Below are 17,180 nucleotides of genomic sequence, written 5' to 3'. Positions count from 1 at the left end.
GCGTTAACCTGTTTGTGTTTTGGAGAAAATGTACTGATCGGTAATCATATCGCGGGTTACGATACCGTAAATACGCTCTTCTTTGTTATGTGTGATCCGATAGACATAAGCAGCTGAAATTTTACGTTGCTCCATTTTGTCGTAAGCTTCTTCGAGTGTCGCCTGTAGATCAATCGCAACGATATCTTGGCGGTTCGCCGGAATTTCCATCAGTTTTATCGGCTGCTCTGAAGAATCTTCGTCATGGCTGATTTCTGTTTGCTGCTCAGGTTCTAGCTGAGCTTCATCAGCATTATCATCATCTTTTGCTTTAACCTTGGATTTTTGTCGCTCAAGTTCTTCTTCCTGCTCAATGAGGTAACGGCCTAAATCACTGGCAACCATCAAAGAGATGACTACACCAGCATGGTCTTTGATCAATATCCAGCGTGGTTTGTCTTGTAACGCGACGGAAATTTCTTGTTGCGTTGATTCTTCTTTAAGGAAAGCAATACTTCGGGTCATGACTCCCGCGACACCAATACTGCGCAACACCTGCTTCATTGGGCTGACTTTTAAATGCATGCCCCGATCTTTCATCTGGGTTTCCCAGTAAGATTCGCGCTTAAATAGCTGGCTCACGACCATGTTACCGATAACGATGGAGAACATACCGGGCAGGATAATGTTAGGGTTATTGGTCAATTCCAATAATGCCATCAGCCCAGCAAGCGGTGCTTGTAGTACGGCGCTCATCAAGGTTGCCATACCGATGATGGCATAAAAACCCGTGTCACTTGAAAGGTTTGGGAAGATAAGACTGCCTACTGTCCCCAGTAAACCACCCAACATAGCTCCCATGAAAAGCGTCGGGCCTAATACTCCGCCCGGCATGGATAAGCCAGAACAAATGCTCGTAGCAATAAATTTACCGGCAAGGCTCAGGGCCAATATGGTTAACAGTAGTTCACCCTGTAGCGAAGAGTTCACGGTGTCATAACCAATCCCCATGACTTGGGGAACCGCGAGCGCAATTAAGCCCACACTGGTGCCACCGACGGTGGTTTTAATCCATACCGGCCAATCTTTCGAGCGGCGACGTACTTGACTGGTGAGCATGATAAACAGGCTTGCGATAACACCGCAAATAAAGCCTAGCAGTAAGAAGTAAGGCATTTCCCACAAAGACTGGACGTCCATGGAGGAGGGAATGATAAAGGCTGGATCAGAACCAAAAAAGATGCGACTCATCACAGCGCCCGCCACCGACGCTAGAATAATCGGAATAAAGCTCGCCACCGCATACTCCATGATGACAATTTCCATGGCGAATACAACGCCAGCCAATGGCGTATTAAAGTTGGCAGAAATTGCTGCGGCACAACCGCAGCCGACTAGGATTCGTGTGCTGTTGTTCGGTAGCTTGAGTCGCTGGCCAATAAGACTGCCGGTGGTGGATCCTAAGTGGATGCCAGGGCCTTCTCGACCAACCGACTGTCCTGAAGCAATGGTTAGCCCCCCCAAGAAAAATTGGACGATGGCATTTTTTAAAGGCAGATGACCTTGGTGGTGTGCCATGCGCTCTAAGACATGGGAAACACCGACGCGACGAGTGTCTGGGTTGAGTTGTTGCAGTAGGAGACCGACAATTAAACCACCAATAGTGGGCAGTAAAAGTTTTAATAACCAGTCGGCATTTTCAAAATCTGTATTTCCGGACTGGTCAGTCGCCCACAGCACGTAGGAACTTTCGGTGAAGTATCGGAACAGAATATTGGAGCCACCCGCTAAAATACCGCAAATTAAGCCAATAACCGCCATTAAGGCTAAAGCATCAAAGCCCCCAAGGCGTAATCTTAAACGATCAATTAGCGTCATTCGTCACTCAAGTATGTGATTAGGGCCGCTTTATGGAAGTGGAACAAGCCCTAGTCTGTTCCCTTTGGCTATAATTTCTGTTTTAATGCAACAGGAGTCGACTTCTGGTTGCAGACGGTATGTGCCATAATTTATTAGGCACTTTCGATATTATAATAGCCAGCGTCATCAATGACTTACATAATAAGAAAATGTGACCGAAAGAACAAACGATTTCAATGATTTATGACTAAAGATCCTAACCAACCAGACTATATTATCCGCAAGCGTCGCACGGCCACTTGGTATTGGTCTTGGACCTTGATCATTTTATTGGTCTTATTAGCCGCTATGGCGCTTGGGTATTGGCTCAATAAACGTCAACATGGCATGACAGCCACTGCTAAAGAACAATTTCAGGTGCTTAATGAACAGCTAAGCGAAGCACAAGAAGGCCAAACACACTGGCAACAACAGTATCAAATCGAGCACGAAATCACTCAGCAGCTGAAGGCCGAGCTGGATAAACTTCACCGCCAAAATAGAAATCTTGAAAAAGAGCGTGAAGCTTTACAACGTATTTTTGATCCTGATGCGGTAGAGTCAGGGTTGCAGATTGCTAGTTTTGCTTGGGAGCAGGGAGTCGGCGATAGTTATCGATACCGCCTAATGTTGATTCAGGCAAAACGTCAGTCGGGTTCTTTAAAAGGAACCATTACATTATCCGTCGTTGGCGAGGAAGCCGGCGAAAGGAAAAGTTACAGCTTTGAACAGCTGCAAGGAAACGATAGCAATAATAATACATTTGATTTCACCTATGTTTCGACACATACAGGAACGTTCCAGCTACCAGAAGGCTTCGAGCCAAGTTTTGTAAGAGTGGTGGCAGCGACATCGGGACGCGGTGCAAAATCAGTACTCCAAGATTTTACTTGGAATCCCACAAATCCGAGCAATGAGGTTGCAGAATCTAATGCGAAAGAATAAACGTAAATCGAACAATGTGGATACTTTAATTGCAGATGGAACTTGTATTAACGGCGACATGAGCTTTTCAGGAGCGCTGTTTGTTGACGGAGAAATTAACGGAGAAGTTAAAGGCGACATAGAAAAGCAGTCGGTCTTATCCATCGGTGTACACGGCAAAATAAAAGGCAATATCTCGACGCCTTTCGCCGTCATTTTTGGTCAGGTCGATGGTGATGTTTATGTCACCGAGAAGATTGATTTAAAGCCAGGCGCAAAAATTAACGGTGACTTGTATTATAAAGTCATCGAAATGAACGCTGGCGCTGAAGTTAACGGTAAAATGGTGGTTGTGGGCGATCCAAAGGCGCTCGAGCACAAAGCAGAAGAGGCTCAAGTGGATAATTCTGCGAGCCGTGATAACGAAAACCACCAAGAGTCGGTAGAAGCGGAACCAGTAAAAGCTTAATACTGGGCTTGAGATGTTGCGGTATCACCCCCATCTTCGGCTATAATAGAAAGGTGTAGTTTAGATAGGTAACAATATGTCGATAACCGTAACAGAAGCAGCTAGCAAAAAAGTTCGTCAACTGATTGAAGAAGAGGAAAATCAGGAGCTTAAGTTGCGCGTATTCGTGACAGGCGGCGGTTGCTCAGGGTTTCAGTATGGTTTTACCTTTGATGAAAATCAAAAAGAAAACGATATGACCGTTGAAAAAGATGGCGTTAAAATTTTAATCGACTCTTTGAGTTTTCAATACCTGATGGGCTCAGAAGTTGATTATACGGAAGGCCTGCAAGGCTCACGTTTTATTATTAATAACCCGCAAGCTAAAACCACTTGTGGCTGTGGTTCTTCATTCTCTATTTAGTGTAAACATTAATCTCGCGCTCAACTGATTTCTTGAGTGCGAGAGACTTCTTTATTCCTGAACATTGCTTTGTCGGCTTCCTTAAGAATATCATCTTTGTTTTTGAGATGGGGCGTAGCTTTTGCGTTGTATTCTGCGAATCCGATACTACCTCGAACGCTGAGCTTGGTCTTTTCGTAAATGTAAGGGATTTCTATGGCAGTCTTGATGCGCTCGATAACCGCTTCGAGTTCTTGTGGCTCGTGTCTTTCAGGACTTTCAATAAGCATTAAAAACTCATCACCGCCAACACGGCATAGGGTGTCTTCGCCCCTAGTGACGTTTAATAATTGTTTTGCGATGTAACATAAAATGGCATCGCCGGCATGATGTCCATAATTATCGTTGATACTTTTAAAGTTATCTAAGTCAATATTGATCAAGTAAACCCAAGAATCATGGCGCTTTGAACGTTCGATGGCTTGCTGCAACATTTTATGAAACACGCGAGCATTATAAATTCCTGTTAAATCATCTCGCTCTGCCAGAATGGTGATTTCAACACGTTGTCGCTCAAGCTTTATAAGGGAGTCCCGAGCTGCCTCGTATAAGGTTCCAATAATCACGATGGTAACCGAGAGCGGTAATAGAGCGCCGATAATTCCCGTCATCCATCCGCTAACAGAAACCACATAAGAATTAGGGTCTACTTGAGGCTGAATCACTCCGTTGATGTAGAAGTAACCGATAATTGAGACATAGATAAAAAAAGCAAGAGCACAAATCGCACCTGCTTTAATGCCGTAGTAGAGTGTGACGAAAATGATAGAGAGTATGGACCATAGAACTCCATTCCCTAGCAAGCCCCAATCCATAACACCAACCAATGATACTAGGGCGGTAATGACAAGAACTAAGTTGAGCTTAAATTTGATGGGAAGTTTGTGACGTATTAAAGCAGCCGTGACCAAGCTTATGGTAATTGCAACATGTGACCCCATCGATATTTGAAAGCCTGAAAGCGACATTCGGCTTAACGAAGCAATGGTTGCAGGCACACTACATATGGCCAATATGACAATAATTTTATCAATAGAGTTTACTAGGACTTTCTCCCATTCACTAAATTGACCAATGTCATTCAGCAGTTTCATGAGAGTAGTATGACAAAATTAATGCAAATATGCATTAATTTTAGATAAGCATGGCTAATCTGACCACTTGATAAGACTTGCTGTTAGCTTAAGTATATGCCGCCAAGAACGCTATTTTGATTAGAACCAGTAATACTGAAAAGGGATATGGGGCGTTTATTCAGTGTCTCTGAAGCAAACCAGGCAAAGGTCATTGCTTCTACCCAGTCGGGAGAGATTCCCAGTTTTGAGCTAGTGAGAACTGACTGGTTGGGCAATTGCCTTTGTAACTCCTGTTTCAACAGTCGGTTGTGTGCACCGCCACCGCATAAGTAAATATCAGCTTTTTTCAGGTTGGCTTTAATGGCATCTGATACAGTGATGACGGTGAGCTCAAGTAACGTTCTTTGTACGTCTTCTGGCTTATAGTTGGGTAAGTCTACAGAGCCAGTTTGAGTAGAGAGCCATTCCATATTAAAGTATTCGCAGCCCGTGCTTTTAGGGGCCGCCTGTTCAAAATAAGGATCTTGTAACAATAACGGTAACAGCTCGGGTATAACGGAACCGCTTGCCGCCCACTGACCATCAGCATCAAAATGTTGCTGTTTATGGGTGTGAATCCATTGATCCATCAAGGTATTGGCTGGCCCTGTATCAAAGCCCACTGGAGATTTGCCTGGTTCCAGTATCGTAACATTCGCGATCCCACCGAGATTAACGACGGCTCTTGGTTGTTTGTCATCTGAGAAAAATGCTTGATGAAAGGCTGGAGCAAACGGAGCGCCTTGCCCACCATTCGCCATATCGCGTCGGCGAAAGTCTGCTACTGTGGTTATCTCTGTTTTAGTGGCGATGATGCTGGGGTCACCTATTTGCAGCGTAAAAGGGTAGCTTGCTTGTGGTCGGTGACGCACGGTTTGGCCGTGACTTCCGATGGCTGTAATGTCTGTAGCCTTATAGCCTGACTTTTCTAACAGCGTATTTGTCGCTTCTGCGAATAGTAAACCTACTTGGTGATCCAGCTGGCCTAATTGATCGATAGGATCACTTTCATAAACCGACTTGCCAAAATTAAGTAACGCTTGTTGTAAGCTATTGGGGATGGTGTGGCTGTGGGAATCGAGTAACTGGATTTTGCTATCAGACTGGATATCACAGAGGACAGCGTCAACGGCGTCAACGCTAGTCCCTGAGATAAGTCCAATAAACAAGGTCACGAGTTAAACTCTGCAACCTTATTTTTGTAGCTTACTGTTACTTGCTGTACCTGATGACTCTTGGTCGTTCAGACGAGCGAAGTAGGTTGTACGCTCGGTTTCTAATTGCGCCATAAGCGGTTTAGAAAGCTCTTGGAAGCGTGCCATTTCTGTTTTTGGAACGGGTGCCGCGTGGGGCAACTTCACTCTGCGAGGGTTGCGGTGAACGCCGTTTACCACAAACTCATAATGCAAGTGTGGTGCTTGTGACATTCCAGTAGAGCCCACGTAGCCAATGATTTGACCTTGTTTTACACGTTGACCGGCTTTAACTGCACGCTTAGAGAAGTGTAAGTATTTGGTCACAATGTTGCCACCGTGTTGGATGAACACATAATTACCGTTAAAGCGATTGTAGGCAGATTTAGTTACCCGGCCGTCACCTGCAGCGCGAACAGGTGTACCGATAGGTGCACGGTAGTCCGTTCCGCGATGAGGCTTTACACGCTTTTGAATTGGGTGGAAACGCTTCGGATTAAAGTTCGAACTGACATAGTTGAACTGTAGCGGTGCACGTAAGAATGATTTTCTTAACGCTTTACCTTCCGGCGTATAATAAGCAGTACGATTATTGGTATCGGTATATCGAACGGCTGCGTAATGTTCGCCCATGTTATTGAACTCTGCTGATAAGATGTTGCCGTAGCCAACTTTCTTACCATCAATGTACTTCTCTTCGTATAACACTGAGAAGCTGTCGTTCTTTCGAATTTCAAGTGCGAAATCAATGTCATACTCGAATACGCCAGCCAGTTCCATAATCACACCATCAGGAAGACCAGCTTGTTTACCTGCATTATAAAAGCTGCTGGTAATTGTAGCGGTGGCAAAACGTTGCTTAAACTCAATAGGTTTAACGTCTAGAGATACATCGAACTTTTTATCTTCAAGCTTGGTGATTACTAACGTGTCGCTTGAATTAAAAGGGTAACGTAGACCTTGGAACTCTTTATCATCGTTTGCGGCGAATTCTAAAGTGTGGCCAGGTCTGATTTTCTTTAAGATGTTCACCTGCTCATCAGACTGCATCATGTAATGCAAATCTTTAGAGCTAAAGCCTAATTTATTAAAAATACGCGCTAAGCTTTCACCTTTGGCTACGGTAACTGTCTGCCAGTCGTATCGAGGCTTAGTGGTTTTCTTAACGAAATTCTTTATGGCATCAGTCGCTTCATTTAAGTTTTTTGAAGCACTTTGCTTATCAATGCTGGAGGCTGACGATGGAGCAGTACTTTCAGCTAGAGTCTTCTCGGCTGGCTCAAGGGTATCCTCTGACAGGGTTAAGCTACCTGATTCTGTGTCAAGTTGTGTTGTTTGTGTCGAGGCTTTGGTGTCGTCCGATGATAATTGTAATGTGAGTAATTCTTGTTGTTTTTCTTGAGTAGATGACTCTTGTCCTGAAGTCATTGCTAAGTAAGAGACTGCCGCGAAGACTACCGACAGCGCTGAGATCGTAATGATCACGCCCTTTCGTCGACTTTTCTTTCGGGCAAACAGAGGTTTATTTCTGCTAAACCCTTTATAATCACGGTTTATCATAGTTAACTTAAGAAATTGGTTGAATAGTTTTTGCGCAATAACCATAACCTTATGATGGGTTTTGGTCAATGTTAAAAAGTATTAAATCCATAATTTAGCCACATTTGTTCTTGAAATGTGAAAGAGTCAGGATTTTTTACACTTTTGAACAGCCAGTAGACGAAAACTGTCAGGCAGGGCTTTTTGCTCTGAAACCGTTGCATACTATGGTAATTCGTGTATCTTTGAGCCATCGAAATTAGAGAGAAATACCCTTATGAGTGATTTTGAGACCATGTTTGAGGAGCTTAAACGTGGAGCTGATGAAATTCTGCCTGAAGAAGAATTATTAGAGAAGCTAAAAGAAGGTCGTCCTTTAAAAATTAAAGCTGGTTTTGATCCAACTGCGCCTGATTTGCATCTTGGGCATACCGTTTTGATTAATAAGATGCGTCAATTTCAACAGTTTGGGCATGAGGTCGTGTTTCTTATTGGGGACTTCACCGGCATGATCGGTGATCCGACGGGTAAAAATGTAACGCGCAAGCCACTAACCAGTGAAGATGTGCTCAAGAACGCAGAAACTTATAAAGAGCAGGTGTTTAAAATTCTTGACCCTGAGAAAACGACAATTGCTTTTAATTCCGAGTGGTGCGAAAAGCTGGGCGCTTCTGGCATGATCAAGTTAGCCGCAAATTCTACTGTTGCTAGAATGCTAGAGCGCGATGATTTTAAGAAGCGCTATGCGAATGAACAACCGATTGCAATTCATGAGTTTTTATACCCACTAGTACAGGGCTATGACTCGGTGGCCATGGAGTGTGATGTAGAATTAGGCGGTACTGATCAACGCTTTAATCTGTTAATGGGGCGTGAACTACAAAAGTCTCATGGCCAAAAACCACAGACTGTACTAATGATGCCATTACTTGAAGGTTTGGATGGTGTTAATAAAATGTCCAAATCACTAGACAATTATGTCGGTATTACTGAAGCACCGGGCGTTATGTACCAGAAACTACTATCTTTACCAGACAGTATGATGTGGCGTTACCATGAGCTGTTATCGTTCAAATCTCTAGAAGAAGTTGAGCAACTGAAAAAAGACGTTGAAGCAGGAGCAAACCCACAAGATATAAAGAAAGCATTCGCTTTAGAAATAATCGAACGTTTCCATGGTAAAGACGCTGCTGAGAATGCCCATAAAGGTGCTGGTAATATTGTTAGAGAAGGCGAAGTTCCTGAAGGGACACCTGAAGTCGAAGTGAGCTTAGATGGCGCGGAGCAATTTCCGATAGGTGCGGTGATTAATCGCGCGGGTCTTGCGACTAACTCGGCTCAAGCTAAGGATATGCTGAAGAATGGTCGTGTAAAAGTAGACTGGGAAGTGGTTGAACCGTCTTATATGGTGACTCCGGGTAAATACCTAATGCAGGCAGGGAAGAAGAAAATTGCTTATGTAACAGTAACGGCATAATGACAGACAGTTTAATAACAATAAAAAGATGTAAATAAAAAAGGTCGCTTCGGCGACCTTTTTTAATAGATAAGCTTAATAAGCTGGTGTAATTGTTTGTTTTATCATCGTTTTGAGCAAGTTTTAGACGGAATTTAACCAAATTGAAATTAATTTAAAAAAAGATTCAAAAAGGGGTTGCGGGTTAGGATTTAGTGTCTATAATGCGCATCACTTTCGAGGCAAACGAAACATTTGAACGGCCTTGGGAGAGTTCAGGAAGGGCGGTTTTTAAGACGGTTTAAAAAGTTTTAAAAAATGTGTTGACAGGAAGTTGAGGCGCTTTATAATGCGCGCCGCTTCGAACGAAAAGTTCGGGCAAGCCGCTCAGGGAATTGAGGGTTCGTTAAGAGGTTTTAAGGTTTTGAAAATAAACGTTAAAAAAGATTATCGAAAACGGTTGACAGGAGGTTGGGGCGATATATAATGTGCGCCCACTTGAGTGAAGCGAGTTCTTCGCCAAGACGTTCTTTAACAGATTGATAAGACAATTTGTGTGGGCACTTGTGTCAATGTTGAAACACAACAACGATGCAGTGACCAACACCCTAAAAATTAATTCGATTGATTTATTTTTTAAATAAGTTGGTGATTCATCGAGCAAAGATTTAAAGGTACTTCGGTACTTTTGTAAAACTTTAAACTGAAGAGTTTGATCATGGCTCAGATTGAACGCTGGCGGTATGCTTAACACATGCAAGTCGAACGGTAACATGAAAGAGCTTGCTCTTTTGATGACGAGTGGCGGACGGGTGAGTAACACGTGGGAATCTACCGAATAGCGGGGGATAGCCCGGAGAAATCCGGATTAATACCGCATAAGCACTACGGTGTAAAGGGGGCCTCTTCTTGAAAGCTTCCACTATTCGATGAGCCTGCGTCAGATTAGCTAGTTGGTGGGGTAATGGCCTACCAAGGCGACGATCTGTAGCTGGTCTGAGAGGATGATCAGCCACACTGGGACTGAGACACGGCCCAGACTCCTACGGGAGGCAGCAGTGGGGAATATTGGACAATGGGGGCAACCCTGATCCAGCAATACCGCGTGTGTGAAGAAGGCCTTCGGGTTGTAAAGCACTTTCAGCGAGGAGGAAAAGCTAGTAGTTAATACCTGCTGGCCTTGACGTTACTCGCAGAAGAAGCACCGGCTAACTCCGTGCCAGCAGCCGCGGTAATACGGAGGGTGCAAGCGTTAATCGGAATTACTGGGCGTAAAGCGCGCGTAGGCGGATGATTAAGTCAGATGTGAAAGCCCAGGGCTTAACCTTGGAACTGCATTTGATACTGGTCATCTAGAGTACAGAAGAGGGGGGTGGAATTCCAGGTGTAGCGGTGAAATGCGTAGATATCTGGAGGAACATCAGTGGCGAAGGCGACCCCCTGGTCTGATACTGACGCTGAGGTGCGAAAGCGTGGGTAGCGAACAGGATTAGATACCCTGGTAGTCCACGCCGTAAACGATGTCTATTAGCTGTTGGGTATATTAAGATACTTAGTGGCGCAGCTAACGCTTTAAATAGACCGCCTGGGGAGTACGGCCGCAAGGTTAAAACTCAAATGAATTGACGGGGGCCCGCACAAGCGGTGGAGCATGTGGTTTAATTCGATGCAACGCGAAGAACCTTACCAGGTCTTGACATCCAGAGAACTTTCCAGAGATGGATTGGTGCCTTCGGGAGCTCTGTGACAGGTGCTGCATGGCTGTCGTCAGCTCGTGTCGTGAGATGTTGGGTTAAGTCCCGTAACGAGCGCAACCCTTGTCCTTAGTTGCTAACATTAAGTTGAGAACTCTAAGGAGACTGCCGGTGACAAACCGGAGGAAGGTGGGGACGACGTCAAGTCATCATGGCCCTTACGACCTGGGCTACACACGTGCTACAATGGGCAGTACAGAGGGTTGCCAACCCGCGAGGGGGAGCTAATCTCACAAAGCTGTTCGTAGTCCGGATTGTTCTCTGCAACTCGAGAACATGAAGTCGGAATCGCTAGTAATCGTGGATCAGAATGCCACGGTGAATACGTTCCCGGGCCTTGTACACACCGCCCGTCACACCATGGAAGTTGTTTGCACCAGAAGTAGCTAGCTTAACATTGGGCGGTTACCACGGTGTGAGCAATGACTGGGGTGAAGTCGTAACAAGGTAGCCGTAGGGGAACCTGCGGCTGGATCACCTCCTTAACGACAGTGTTCTCATTACATAAGTGTTCACACAAATTGTCTTATTAAAATCATCTGGAATAGTGATCGGTTGTGCAGGCCGTTAGTGTCTGTAACAAGACAGATTTATAGGTCTGTAGCTCAGCTGGTTAGAGCGCACCCCTGATAAGGGTGAGGTCGGCAGTTCAAGTCTGCCCAGACCTACCAAATTGGCTTTATGCTTTGTTAGTTACTTGGTCGTTTATTTTAAATAAACTCCCGCGTAACTGCCGCGCCTAAAGACCAATTGAGCACTAATTAAATGGGGCTATAGCTCAGCTGGGAGAGCGCCTGCCTTGCACGCAGGAGGTCAGCGGTTCGATCCCGCTTAGCTCCACCATTTATTGGTTCACTATGATGCAGTGTTTAGATGTATAAGAAGGCTTATACATCTGGATATTGACCAGAACAAGTTCTTTAACAATTTGGCAGAAGCGAGTAATAAATTTGTAAGCGAATAGTATTCATCATGTTAGAAAACGTAGTTAGTTATCGAAGTCGGATAGCTAGCAATTATGTTTGCTGATTGTATGGTCCTAATATTTTTGGGGTTATATAGTCAAGTGAATAAGAGCATGCGGTGGATGCCTTGGCGACAGAAGGCGATGAAGGACGTAGTAGTCTGCGATAAGCCTCGGGGAGTTGACAACAAACGTTATATCCGAGGATTTCCGAATGGGGAAACCCAGCCAGTACAAGCTGGTTATCTTGCACTGAATACATAGGTGTAAGAGGCGAACGCGGGGAACTGAAACATCTAAGTACCCGTAGGAACAGAAATCAAACGAGATTCCGTTAGTAGCGGCGAGCGAACGCGGATTAGCCCTTAAGCTTCTTTTGAGTTAGTGGAAGTCTCTGGAAAGTGACGCGATACAGGGTGATAGCCCCGTACACGAAAACAACTTAGAAGTGAAATCGAGTAGGTCGGGACACGTGTTATCTTGACTGAATATGGGGGGACCATCCTCCAAGGCTAAATACTCTCTGTCGACCGATAGTGAACCAGTACCGTGAGGGAAAGGCGAAAAGAACCCCTGTGAGGGGAGTGAAATAGACCCTGAAACCGCATGCTTACAAGCAGTGGAAGCCAGATTTAGTCTGGTGACTGCGTACCTTTTGTATAATGGGTCAGCGACTTACTCTTCAGTAGCGAGGTTAACCATTTAGGGGAGCCGTAGGGAAACCGAGTCTTAATAGGGCGTCACAGTTGCTGGAGGTAGACCCGAAACCCGGTGATCTATCCATGGTCAGGTTGAAGGTTGGGTAACACCAACTGGAGGACCGAACCCACTTATGTTGCAAAATGAGGGGATGAACTGTGGATCGGAGTGAAAGGCTAATCAAACCGGGAGATAGCTGGTTCTCCTCGAAATCTATTTAGGTAGAGCCTCGCGTATTACCCTAGGGGGTAGAGCACTGTTAAGGCTAGGGGGTCATCCCGACTTACCAACCCTTTGCAAACTCCGAATACCTAGGAGTACAGCGCGGGAGACACACTGCGGGTGCTAACGTCCGTAGTGGAAAGGGAAACAACCCAGACCGCCAGCTAAGGTCCCAAAGTCATAGCTAAGTGGGAAACGATGTGGAAAGGCTTAGACAGCTAGGAGGTTGGCTTAGAAGCAGCCACCCTTTAAAGAAAGCGTAATAGCTCACTAGTCGAGTCGGTCTGCGCGGAAGATGTAACGGGGCTAAGCTATGCACCGAAGCTGCGGGATACACTATGTGTATCGGTAGAGGAGCGTTCTGTAAGCCGCTGAAGGTGGATTGAGAAGTCTGCTGGAGGTATCAGAAGTGCGAATGCTGACATGAGTAACGTTAATGCGGGTGAAAAACCCGCACGCCGGAAGACCAAGGGTTCCTGTTCGACGTTAATCGGAGCAGGGTGAGTCGGCCCCTAAGGCGAGGCAGAGATGCGTAGTCGATGGGAAACAGGTTAATATTCCTGTACCGGTGTTTATTGTGATGGAGAGACGGAGAAGGCTAGGCCAGCGCGGCGACGGTTGTCCGCGTTTAAGGTGGTAGGCTTGAGACTTAGGTAAATCCGGGTCTCTTTAAGGCCGAGAGCTGATGACGATCGCCCAAGGGCGAGAAGTGGTTGATGCCATGCTTCCAGGAAAATCTTCTAAACTTCAGATAAACACCGACCGTACCCCAAACCAACACTGGTGGTCAGGTAGAGAATACTAAGGCGCTTGAGAGAACTCGGGTGAAGGAACTAGGCAAAATAGCACCGTAACTTCGGGAGAAGGTGCGCCGGCTTTGGTGATGGGACTTGCTCCCTAAGCTGAGGCTGGTCGAAGATACCAGGTGGCTGCGACTGTTTATCAAAAACACAGCACTCTGCAAACACGAAAGTGGACGTATAGGGTGTGACGCCTGCCCGGTGCCGGAAGGTTAATTGATGGGGTTATCTTCGGAGAAGCTCTTGATCGAAGCCCCGGTAAACGGCGGCCGTAACTATAACGGTCCTAAGGTAGCGAAATTCCTTGTCGGGTAAGTTCCGACCTGCACGAATGGCGTAACGACGGCCACACTGTCTCCACCCGAGACTCAGTGAAATTGAACTCGCTGTGAAGATGCAGTGTTCCCGCGGCTAGACGGAAAGACCCCGTGAACCTTTACTACAGCTTCACACTGGACTTAGAACCTGCTTGTGTAGGATAGCTGGGAGACTTTGAAGCATTGTCGCTAGATGATGTGGAGTCGTCCTTGAAATACCAGCCTAGTAGCTTTTGAGTTCTAACTCAGGTCCGTTATCCGGATCGAGGACAGTGTGTGGTGGGTAGTTTGACTGGGGCGGTCTCCTCCCAAAGAGTAACGGAGGAGCACGAAGGTTGGCTAATCATGGTCGGAAATCATGAGGTTAGTGTAATGGCACAAGCCAGCTTAACTGCGAGACAGACACGTCGAGCAGGTACGAAAGTAGGTCATAGTGATCCGGTGGTTCTGAATGGAAGGGCCATCGCTCAACGGATAAAAGGTACTCCGGGGATAACAGGCTGATACTACCCAAGAGTTCATATCGACGGTAGTGTTTGGCACCTCGATGTCGGCTCATCTCATCCTGGGGCTGTAGCCGGTCCCAAGGGTATGGCTGTTCGCCATTTAAAGAGGTACGCGAGCTGGGTTCAGAACGTCGTGAGACAGTTCGGTCCCTATCTGCCGTGGGCGTTTGAGATTTGAGGAGAGCTGCTCCTAGTACGAGAGGACCGGAGTGGACGAACCTCTGGTGTTCCGGTTGTCACGCCAGTGGCATTGCCGGGTAGCTATGTTCGGACAGGATAACCGCTGAAAGCATCTAAGCGGGAAGCCCCCTCCAAGATGAGATCTCACTGAAACTTTAAGTTTCCTGAAGAGCCGTTGTAGACTACGACGTTGATAGGCAAGGTGTGGAAGCGTTGAGAGGCGTTAAGCTAACTTGTACTAATTGCTCGTGAGGCTTGACTATATAACCCCAAGAGTTTTGGGATTATGTAAGTCAGCAAACAAAGAAACAAAGCGTGTTGAATACTGCAACATCTTACAGATTTAAAACTTCTTCTGCCAAATTATAAGACTTAGGTCAATATCCAAACATTTTTGCTTGGCGACCATAGAGAGTTGGAACCACCTGATCCCTTGCCGAACTCAGAAGTGAAACGACTCATCGCCGATGGTAGTGTGGGGCTTCCCCATGTGAGAGTAGGTCATCGCCAAGCGCTTAATCAAAGAAAGGGCTCACCGAAAGGTGGGCCCTTTTTCTTTGCATATATGGTTTATGAGCTCTTTTATATACTTAGGACGGCTGACTGTTATTGAACAATAGATATATCGCTAGGTCACCAACATCTTTCTCGACTTAGGTGACTGAAGGGGATGCTTAAGCATCCCCAGAAGGAATACCTTTGGGTATCATCGCCGAGCGCTTATACCAAAACCCCAGCCTAACCGCTGGGGTTTTTTATGGCCCATTGGAAAACCTTATCTGATATTGTCGAGCCCTAGTTGAAACCTACCCTACATGCTTTTGTGATTAAATTTTATGCTATATTGTAGCTGACTATTTATAGAATAGAAGCGTGTTCAAAAGTGTTTTATTGGATAATTCTTGATTAAACATCGCTAAGCACCTTTTTAGCTTTAACAAATTATAGGGAGGGTAAATGTTTGTACTTAGGTCTACTCATGATAGAGCATTAGGAGAAATACGAGAATTAGGGGAACAGGTAGAGACTCTCAATCATACTTTGAACGTAAAGAATAGAGAAATTGAAGAGCTTGGCAAGTTTAAGGGCATTGCTGAGTTACAATCTATACAAAGCTTACGCGAAACTCGTGATGAACTGAATGTAAAAGTTAAAGAAATAAAATTTTATATCAAAAAACTTATTGCTAATTATAAAGATTATCGAGTTCGAATAGAGCACTCTGATGAGCTTAAATCAATAAATACATTTGTTCAGAAGTTGGATGGACATGGTTCTGGCAAGATTAAAAAATTATTAAAAAAACAAAGATAATCAGAAACAGTTGGTAAAAGATAATAAGGCATGGATTATAGAGCATGGTATAACGTGGAACGATAGCGTAGCTAAAGGAAAAGCACGACAAAAACGAACTGCTAAGTTTGTATTTAGTGCCTTTAATGCAGAAGTTGAGAATATTATATCTCTCTGTAAATCTACCAATCTATCCAGTCAATTTAAAAAAATACTAAAGCAATACGGTAACTCAAACAAGTATGGAGAAGATAATTTCAGTAAAATAACCAAAGATTTCCTTCTTCTTAGATTAGAGGAATTATCACTTGTTTATAAATATCATCTACAGTTGGCGATAGAAAAAGAAGATGACCGGATTCATCGGGAGCAGATTGCAGAGGAAAATAAGGTTCAAAGGGAGATTGAGAATTTTGTTAAAAAAAGGGAGAAGGAAGAAAAAGAGTATAAAAAGCGTTTAAGAGAGGCTGAGAAACTAGTAGCGGAACTGCATGACGAGCAGCTTGAAAATATGAAACGTGAAATGGAGTTGTTGCGTTTAAGATTAAAAGATATAACGAAAGAGAAAGAAAGGGCCCTATCTATGGCACAGCTAACTCGTTCTGGGTATGTCTATATCATTAGCAACCGGAAATCCTTCGGAGAAAATGTTTATAAAATAGGCATGACTAGACGGCTTGATCCGCTAGATCGAGTTAAGGAGCTTGGTGATGCATCGGTTCCATTTCCATTTGAAATTCATGGGATTATACAGTGTGATGATGCCCCAGAGCTTGAGAATCAACTCCACAAAGCATTTAACGAGTGTCGCGTTAATTCTGAAAATTTTCGCAAGGAGTTTTTTAATGTACCTATTGAGAAGATCCAAAAGCAAGTTGAGAAGCATTGCGGCTCCTATGATCTTTTAGATCGTATGACTATTGAGGAATATGATCCAGAACAATTAGGGATGAACTAATGAGCTTTGTTAAGTTTAAGTATCTATCAAAGATTCTAAGAGAAATTTACATTCGTACTAATACCACATTAAAAGGTTATGATATCCAGAGGTGGGATGCTTCTTATTGGGAGCCAGATTATAAAATAGCGTTCAGGGCTGTAAATGATAGTAAATATTATAGCATTTATATTGATGCTGAAATTGAAGGCACCGATGAAAAAGAGGTAGCTAAACACTTCGTTGAAAAATTAAGATTAGACTGTAAAGAGTATTTAACCCAGTTTGAAAGTAAGCAAAAGAAAATTTAACTCTTATGGAGAATGATTATAGAGAAGCTAAACAGGATGAAGTCATTATATTGTAACCTCCTTACAGTTATTTCTTGAGACACTCGACTCCATCAGTCTCAAGAAATGATAATTTGGTAAGGGCTAAGTCTTATGAATTTAATGATGATTAAAAAAGTGCGTTGCTTAAAAAGGCCTCATT

General features: G+C 44.5%; 11 protein-coding genes, 2 tRNA genes and 3 rRNA genes. 12 read left to right on the top strand and 4 right to left on the bottom strand.

Features of this window, described 5'->3' with window-relative positions; translation table 11 throughout:
* Positions 1-3: 3 nt before the first annotated feature.
* On the bottom strand, positions 4-1,857 hold the full coding sequence (locus tag TQ33_RS09980) for a chloride channel protein (protein WP_046561912.1): 1,854 nt from the start codon (positions 1,855-1,857) through the stop codon (positions 4-6).
* A gap of 225 nt (positions 1,858-2,082) precedes the next feature.
* Between TQ33_RS09980 and TQ33_RS09975 the strand changes: the two genes are divergently transcribed.
* The 3 genes from TQ33_RS09975 to erpA all read left to right on the top strand — a co-directional run bounded on the left by TQ33_RS09975 (position 2,083) and on the right by erpA (position 3,674).
* A complete protein-coding gene (locus tag TQ33_RS09975) occupies positions 2,083-2,823 on the top strand; it encodes a DUF6776 family protein (RefSeq protein WP_046561911.1) in 741 nt (246 codons plus the stop codon).
* Positions 2,810-3,271 carry a bactofilin family protein gene (locus tag TQ33_RS09970; RefSeq protein ID WP_046561910.1) on the top strand — a complete coding sequence of 154 codons (462 nt, stop codon included), beginning with the start codon at positions 2,810-2,812 and terminating at the stop codon, positions 3,269-3,271. The genes TQ33_RS09975 and TQ33_RS09970 overlap by 14 nt, the downstream gene beginning before the upstream one ends.
* Positions 3,272-3,347: 76 nt before the next feature.
* Positions 3,348-3,674, top strand: a complete 327-nt coding sequence (gene erpA / locus TQ33_RS09965; RefSeq protein ID WP_046561909.1) for an iron-sulfur cluster insertion protein ErpA — start codon at positions 3,348-3,350, stop codon at positions 3,672-3,674.
* 20 nt (positions 3,675-3,694) lie between these two features.
* Here the strand turns inward: erpA and TQ33_RS09960 are convergent, their stop codons facing one another.
* From TQ33_RS09960 to TQ33_RS09950, 3 genes are all read right to left on the bottom strand, one after another.
* Positions 3,695-4,807: a GGDEF domain-containing protein gene (locus tag TQ33_RS09960; protein WP_046561908.1), complete on the bottom strand. Its 1,113-nt coding sequence runs from the start codon at positions 4,805-4,807 to the stop codon at positions 3,695-3,697.
* An 83-nt stretch (positions 4,808-4,890) separates the two neighbouring features.
* Entirely contained in the window at positions 4,891-6,003 is a 1,113-nt protein-coding gene (locus TQ33_RS09955; RefSeq protein ID WP_046561907.1) for an anhydro-N-acetylmuramic acid kinase, read from the bottom strand.
* Between the two features lie 18 nt (positions 6,004-6,021).
* A complete protein-coding gene (locus TQ33_RS09950) occupies positions 6,022-7,581 on the bottom strand; it encodes a peptidoglycan DD-metalloendopeptidase family protein (RefSeq protein WP_046562451.1) in 1,560 nt (519 codons plus the stop codon).
* Between the two features lie 256 nt (positions 7,582-7,837).
* Here TQ33_RS09950 and tyrS point away from each other — a divergent pair, with 256 nt between their 5' ends.
* From tyrS to TQ33_RS09905, 9 genes are all read left to right on the top strand, one after another.
* Positions 7,838-9,037 carry a tyrosine--tRNA ligase gene (gene tyrS / locus TQ33_RS09945; RefSeq protein WP_046561906.1) on the top strand — a complete coding sequence of 400 codons (1,200 nt, stop codon included), beginning with the start codon at positions 7,838-7,840 and terminating at the stop codon, positions 9,035-9,037.
* Between the two features lie 679 nt (positions 9,038-9,716).
* Positions 9,717-11,255, top strand: a 16S ribosomal RNA gene (locus TQ33_RS09940).
* Positions 11,256-11,364: 109 nt separating this feature from the next.
* Positions 11,365-11,441 (top strand) — tRNA-Ile (locus TQ33_RS09935).
* Between the two features lie 96 nt (positions 11,442-11,537).
* A tRNA-Ala gene (locus tag TQ33_RS09930) sits at positions 11,538-11,613 on the top strand.
* Between the two features lie 217 nt (positions 11,614-11,830).
* Positions 11,831-14,721: ribosomal RNA gene (locus tag TQ33_RS09925) — 23S ribosomal RNA — on the top strand.
* Between the two features lie 134 nt (positions 14,722-14,855).
* Positions 14,856-14,971, top strand: a 5S ribosomal RNA gene (gene rrf, locus TQ33_RS09920).
* Together the 16S, 23S and 5S rRNA genes with 2 tRNA genes alongside form the textbook arrangement of a ribosomal RNA operon.
* Before the next feature lie 444 nt (positions 14,972-15,415).
* Positions 15,416-15,772, top strand: coding sequence for a hypothetical protein (locus TQ33_RS09915; protein WP_046561905.1), 357 nt, complete (start codon positions 15,416-15,418; stop codon positions 15,770-15,772).
* A gap of 10 nt (positions 15,773-15,782) precedes the next feature.
* The gene (locus TQ33_RS09910; RefSeq protein ID WP_052735279.1) at positions 15,783-16,709 is read left to right on the top strand and encodes a GIY-YIG nuclease family protein; all 927 of its coding nucleotides are present in this window, start codon (positions 15,783-15,785) and stop codon (positions 16,707-16,709) included.
* Complete coding sequence (locus TQ33_RS09905; protein ID WP_046561904.1) at positions 16,709-16,999, top strand: hypothetical protein; 291 nt, start codon at positions 16,709-16,711, stop codon at positions 16,997-16,999. Before TQ33_RS09910 ends, TQ33_RS09905 begins: the two co-directional genes overlap by 1 nt.
* Positions 17,000-17,180 lie beyond the last annotated feature (181 nt).

The organism is Kangiella geojedonensis (genome assembly GCF_000981765.1).
GTDB lineage: Bacteria > Pseudomonadota > Gammaproteobacteria > Enterobacterales > Kangiellaceae > Kangiella > Kangiella geojedonensis.
Note: the sequence above shows the minus strand (reverse complement) of the source record. Positions and strands in the feature narration are given on the sequence as shown.

Coding starts and splice junctions, on each gene's coding strand:
- TQ33_RS09980 (WP_046561912.1), bottom strand. CDS start 1,857: ATGACGCTAATTGATCGTTTAAGATTACGCCTTGGGGGCTTTGATGCT.
- TQ33_RS09975 (WP_046561911.1), top strand. CDS start 2,083: ATGACTAAAGATCCTAACCAACCAGACTATATTATCCGCAAGCGTCGC.
- TQ33_RS09970 (WP_046561910.1), top strand. CDS start 2,810: ATGCGAAAGAATAAACGTAAATCGAACAATGTGGATACTTTAATTGCA.
- erpA (WP_046561909.1), top strand. CDS start 3,348: ATGTCGATAACCGTAACAGAAGCAGCTAGCAAAAAAGTTCGTCAACTG.
- TQ33_RS09960 (WP_046561908.1), bottom strand. CDS start 4,807: ATGAAACTGCTGAATGACATTGGTCAATTTAGTGAATGGGAGAAAGTC.
- TQ33_RS09950 (WP_046562451.1), bottom strand. CDS start 7,581: ATGATAAACCGTGATTATAAAGGGTTTAGCAGAAATAAACCTCTGTTT.
- tyrS (WP_046561906.1), top strand. CDS start 7,838: ATGAGTGATTTTGAGACCATGTTTGAGGAGCTTAAACGTGGAGCTGAT.
- TQ33_RS09915 (WP_046561905.1), top strand. CDS start 15,416: ATGTTTGTACTTAGGTCTACTCATGATAGAGCATTAGGAGAAATACGA.
- TQ33_RS09905 (WP_046561904.1), top strand. CDS start 16,709: ATGAGCTTTGTTAAGTTTAAGTATCTATCAAAGATTCTAAGAGAAATT.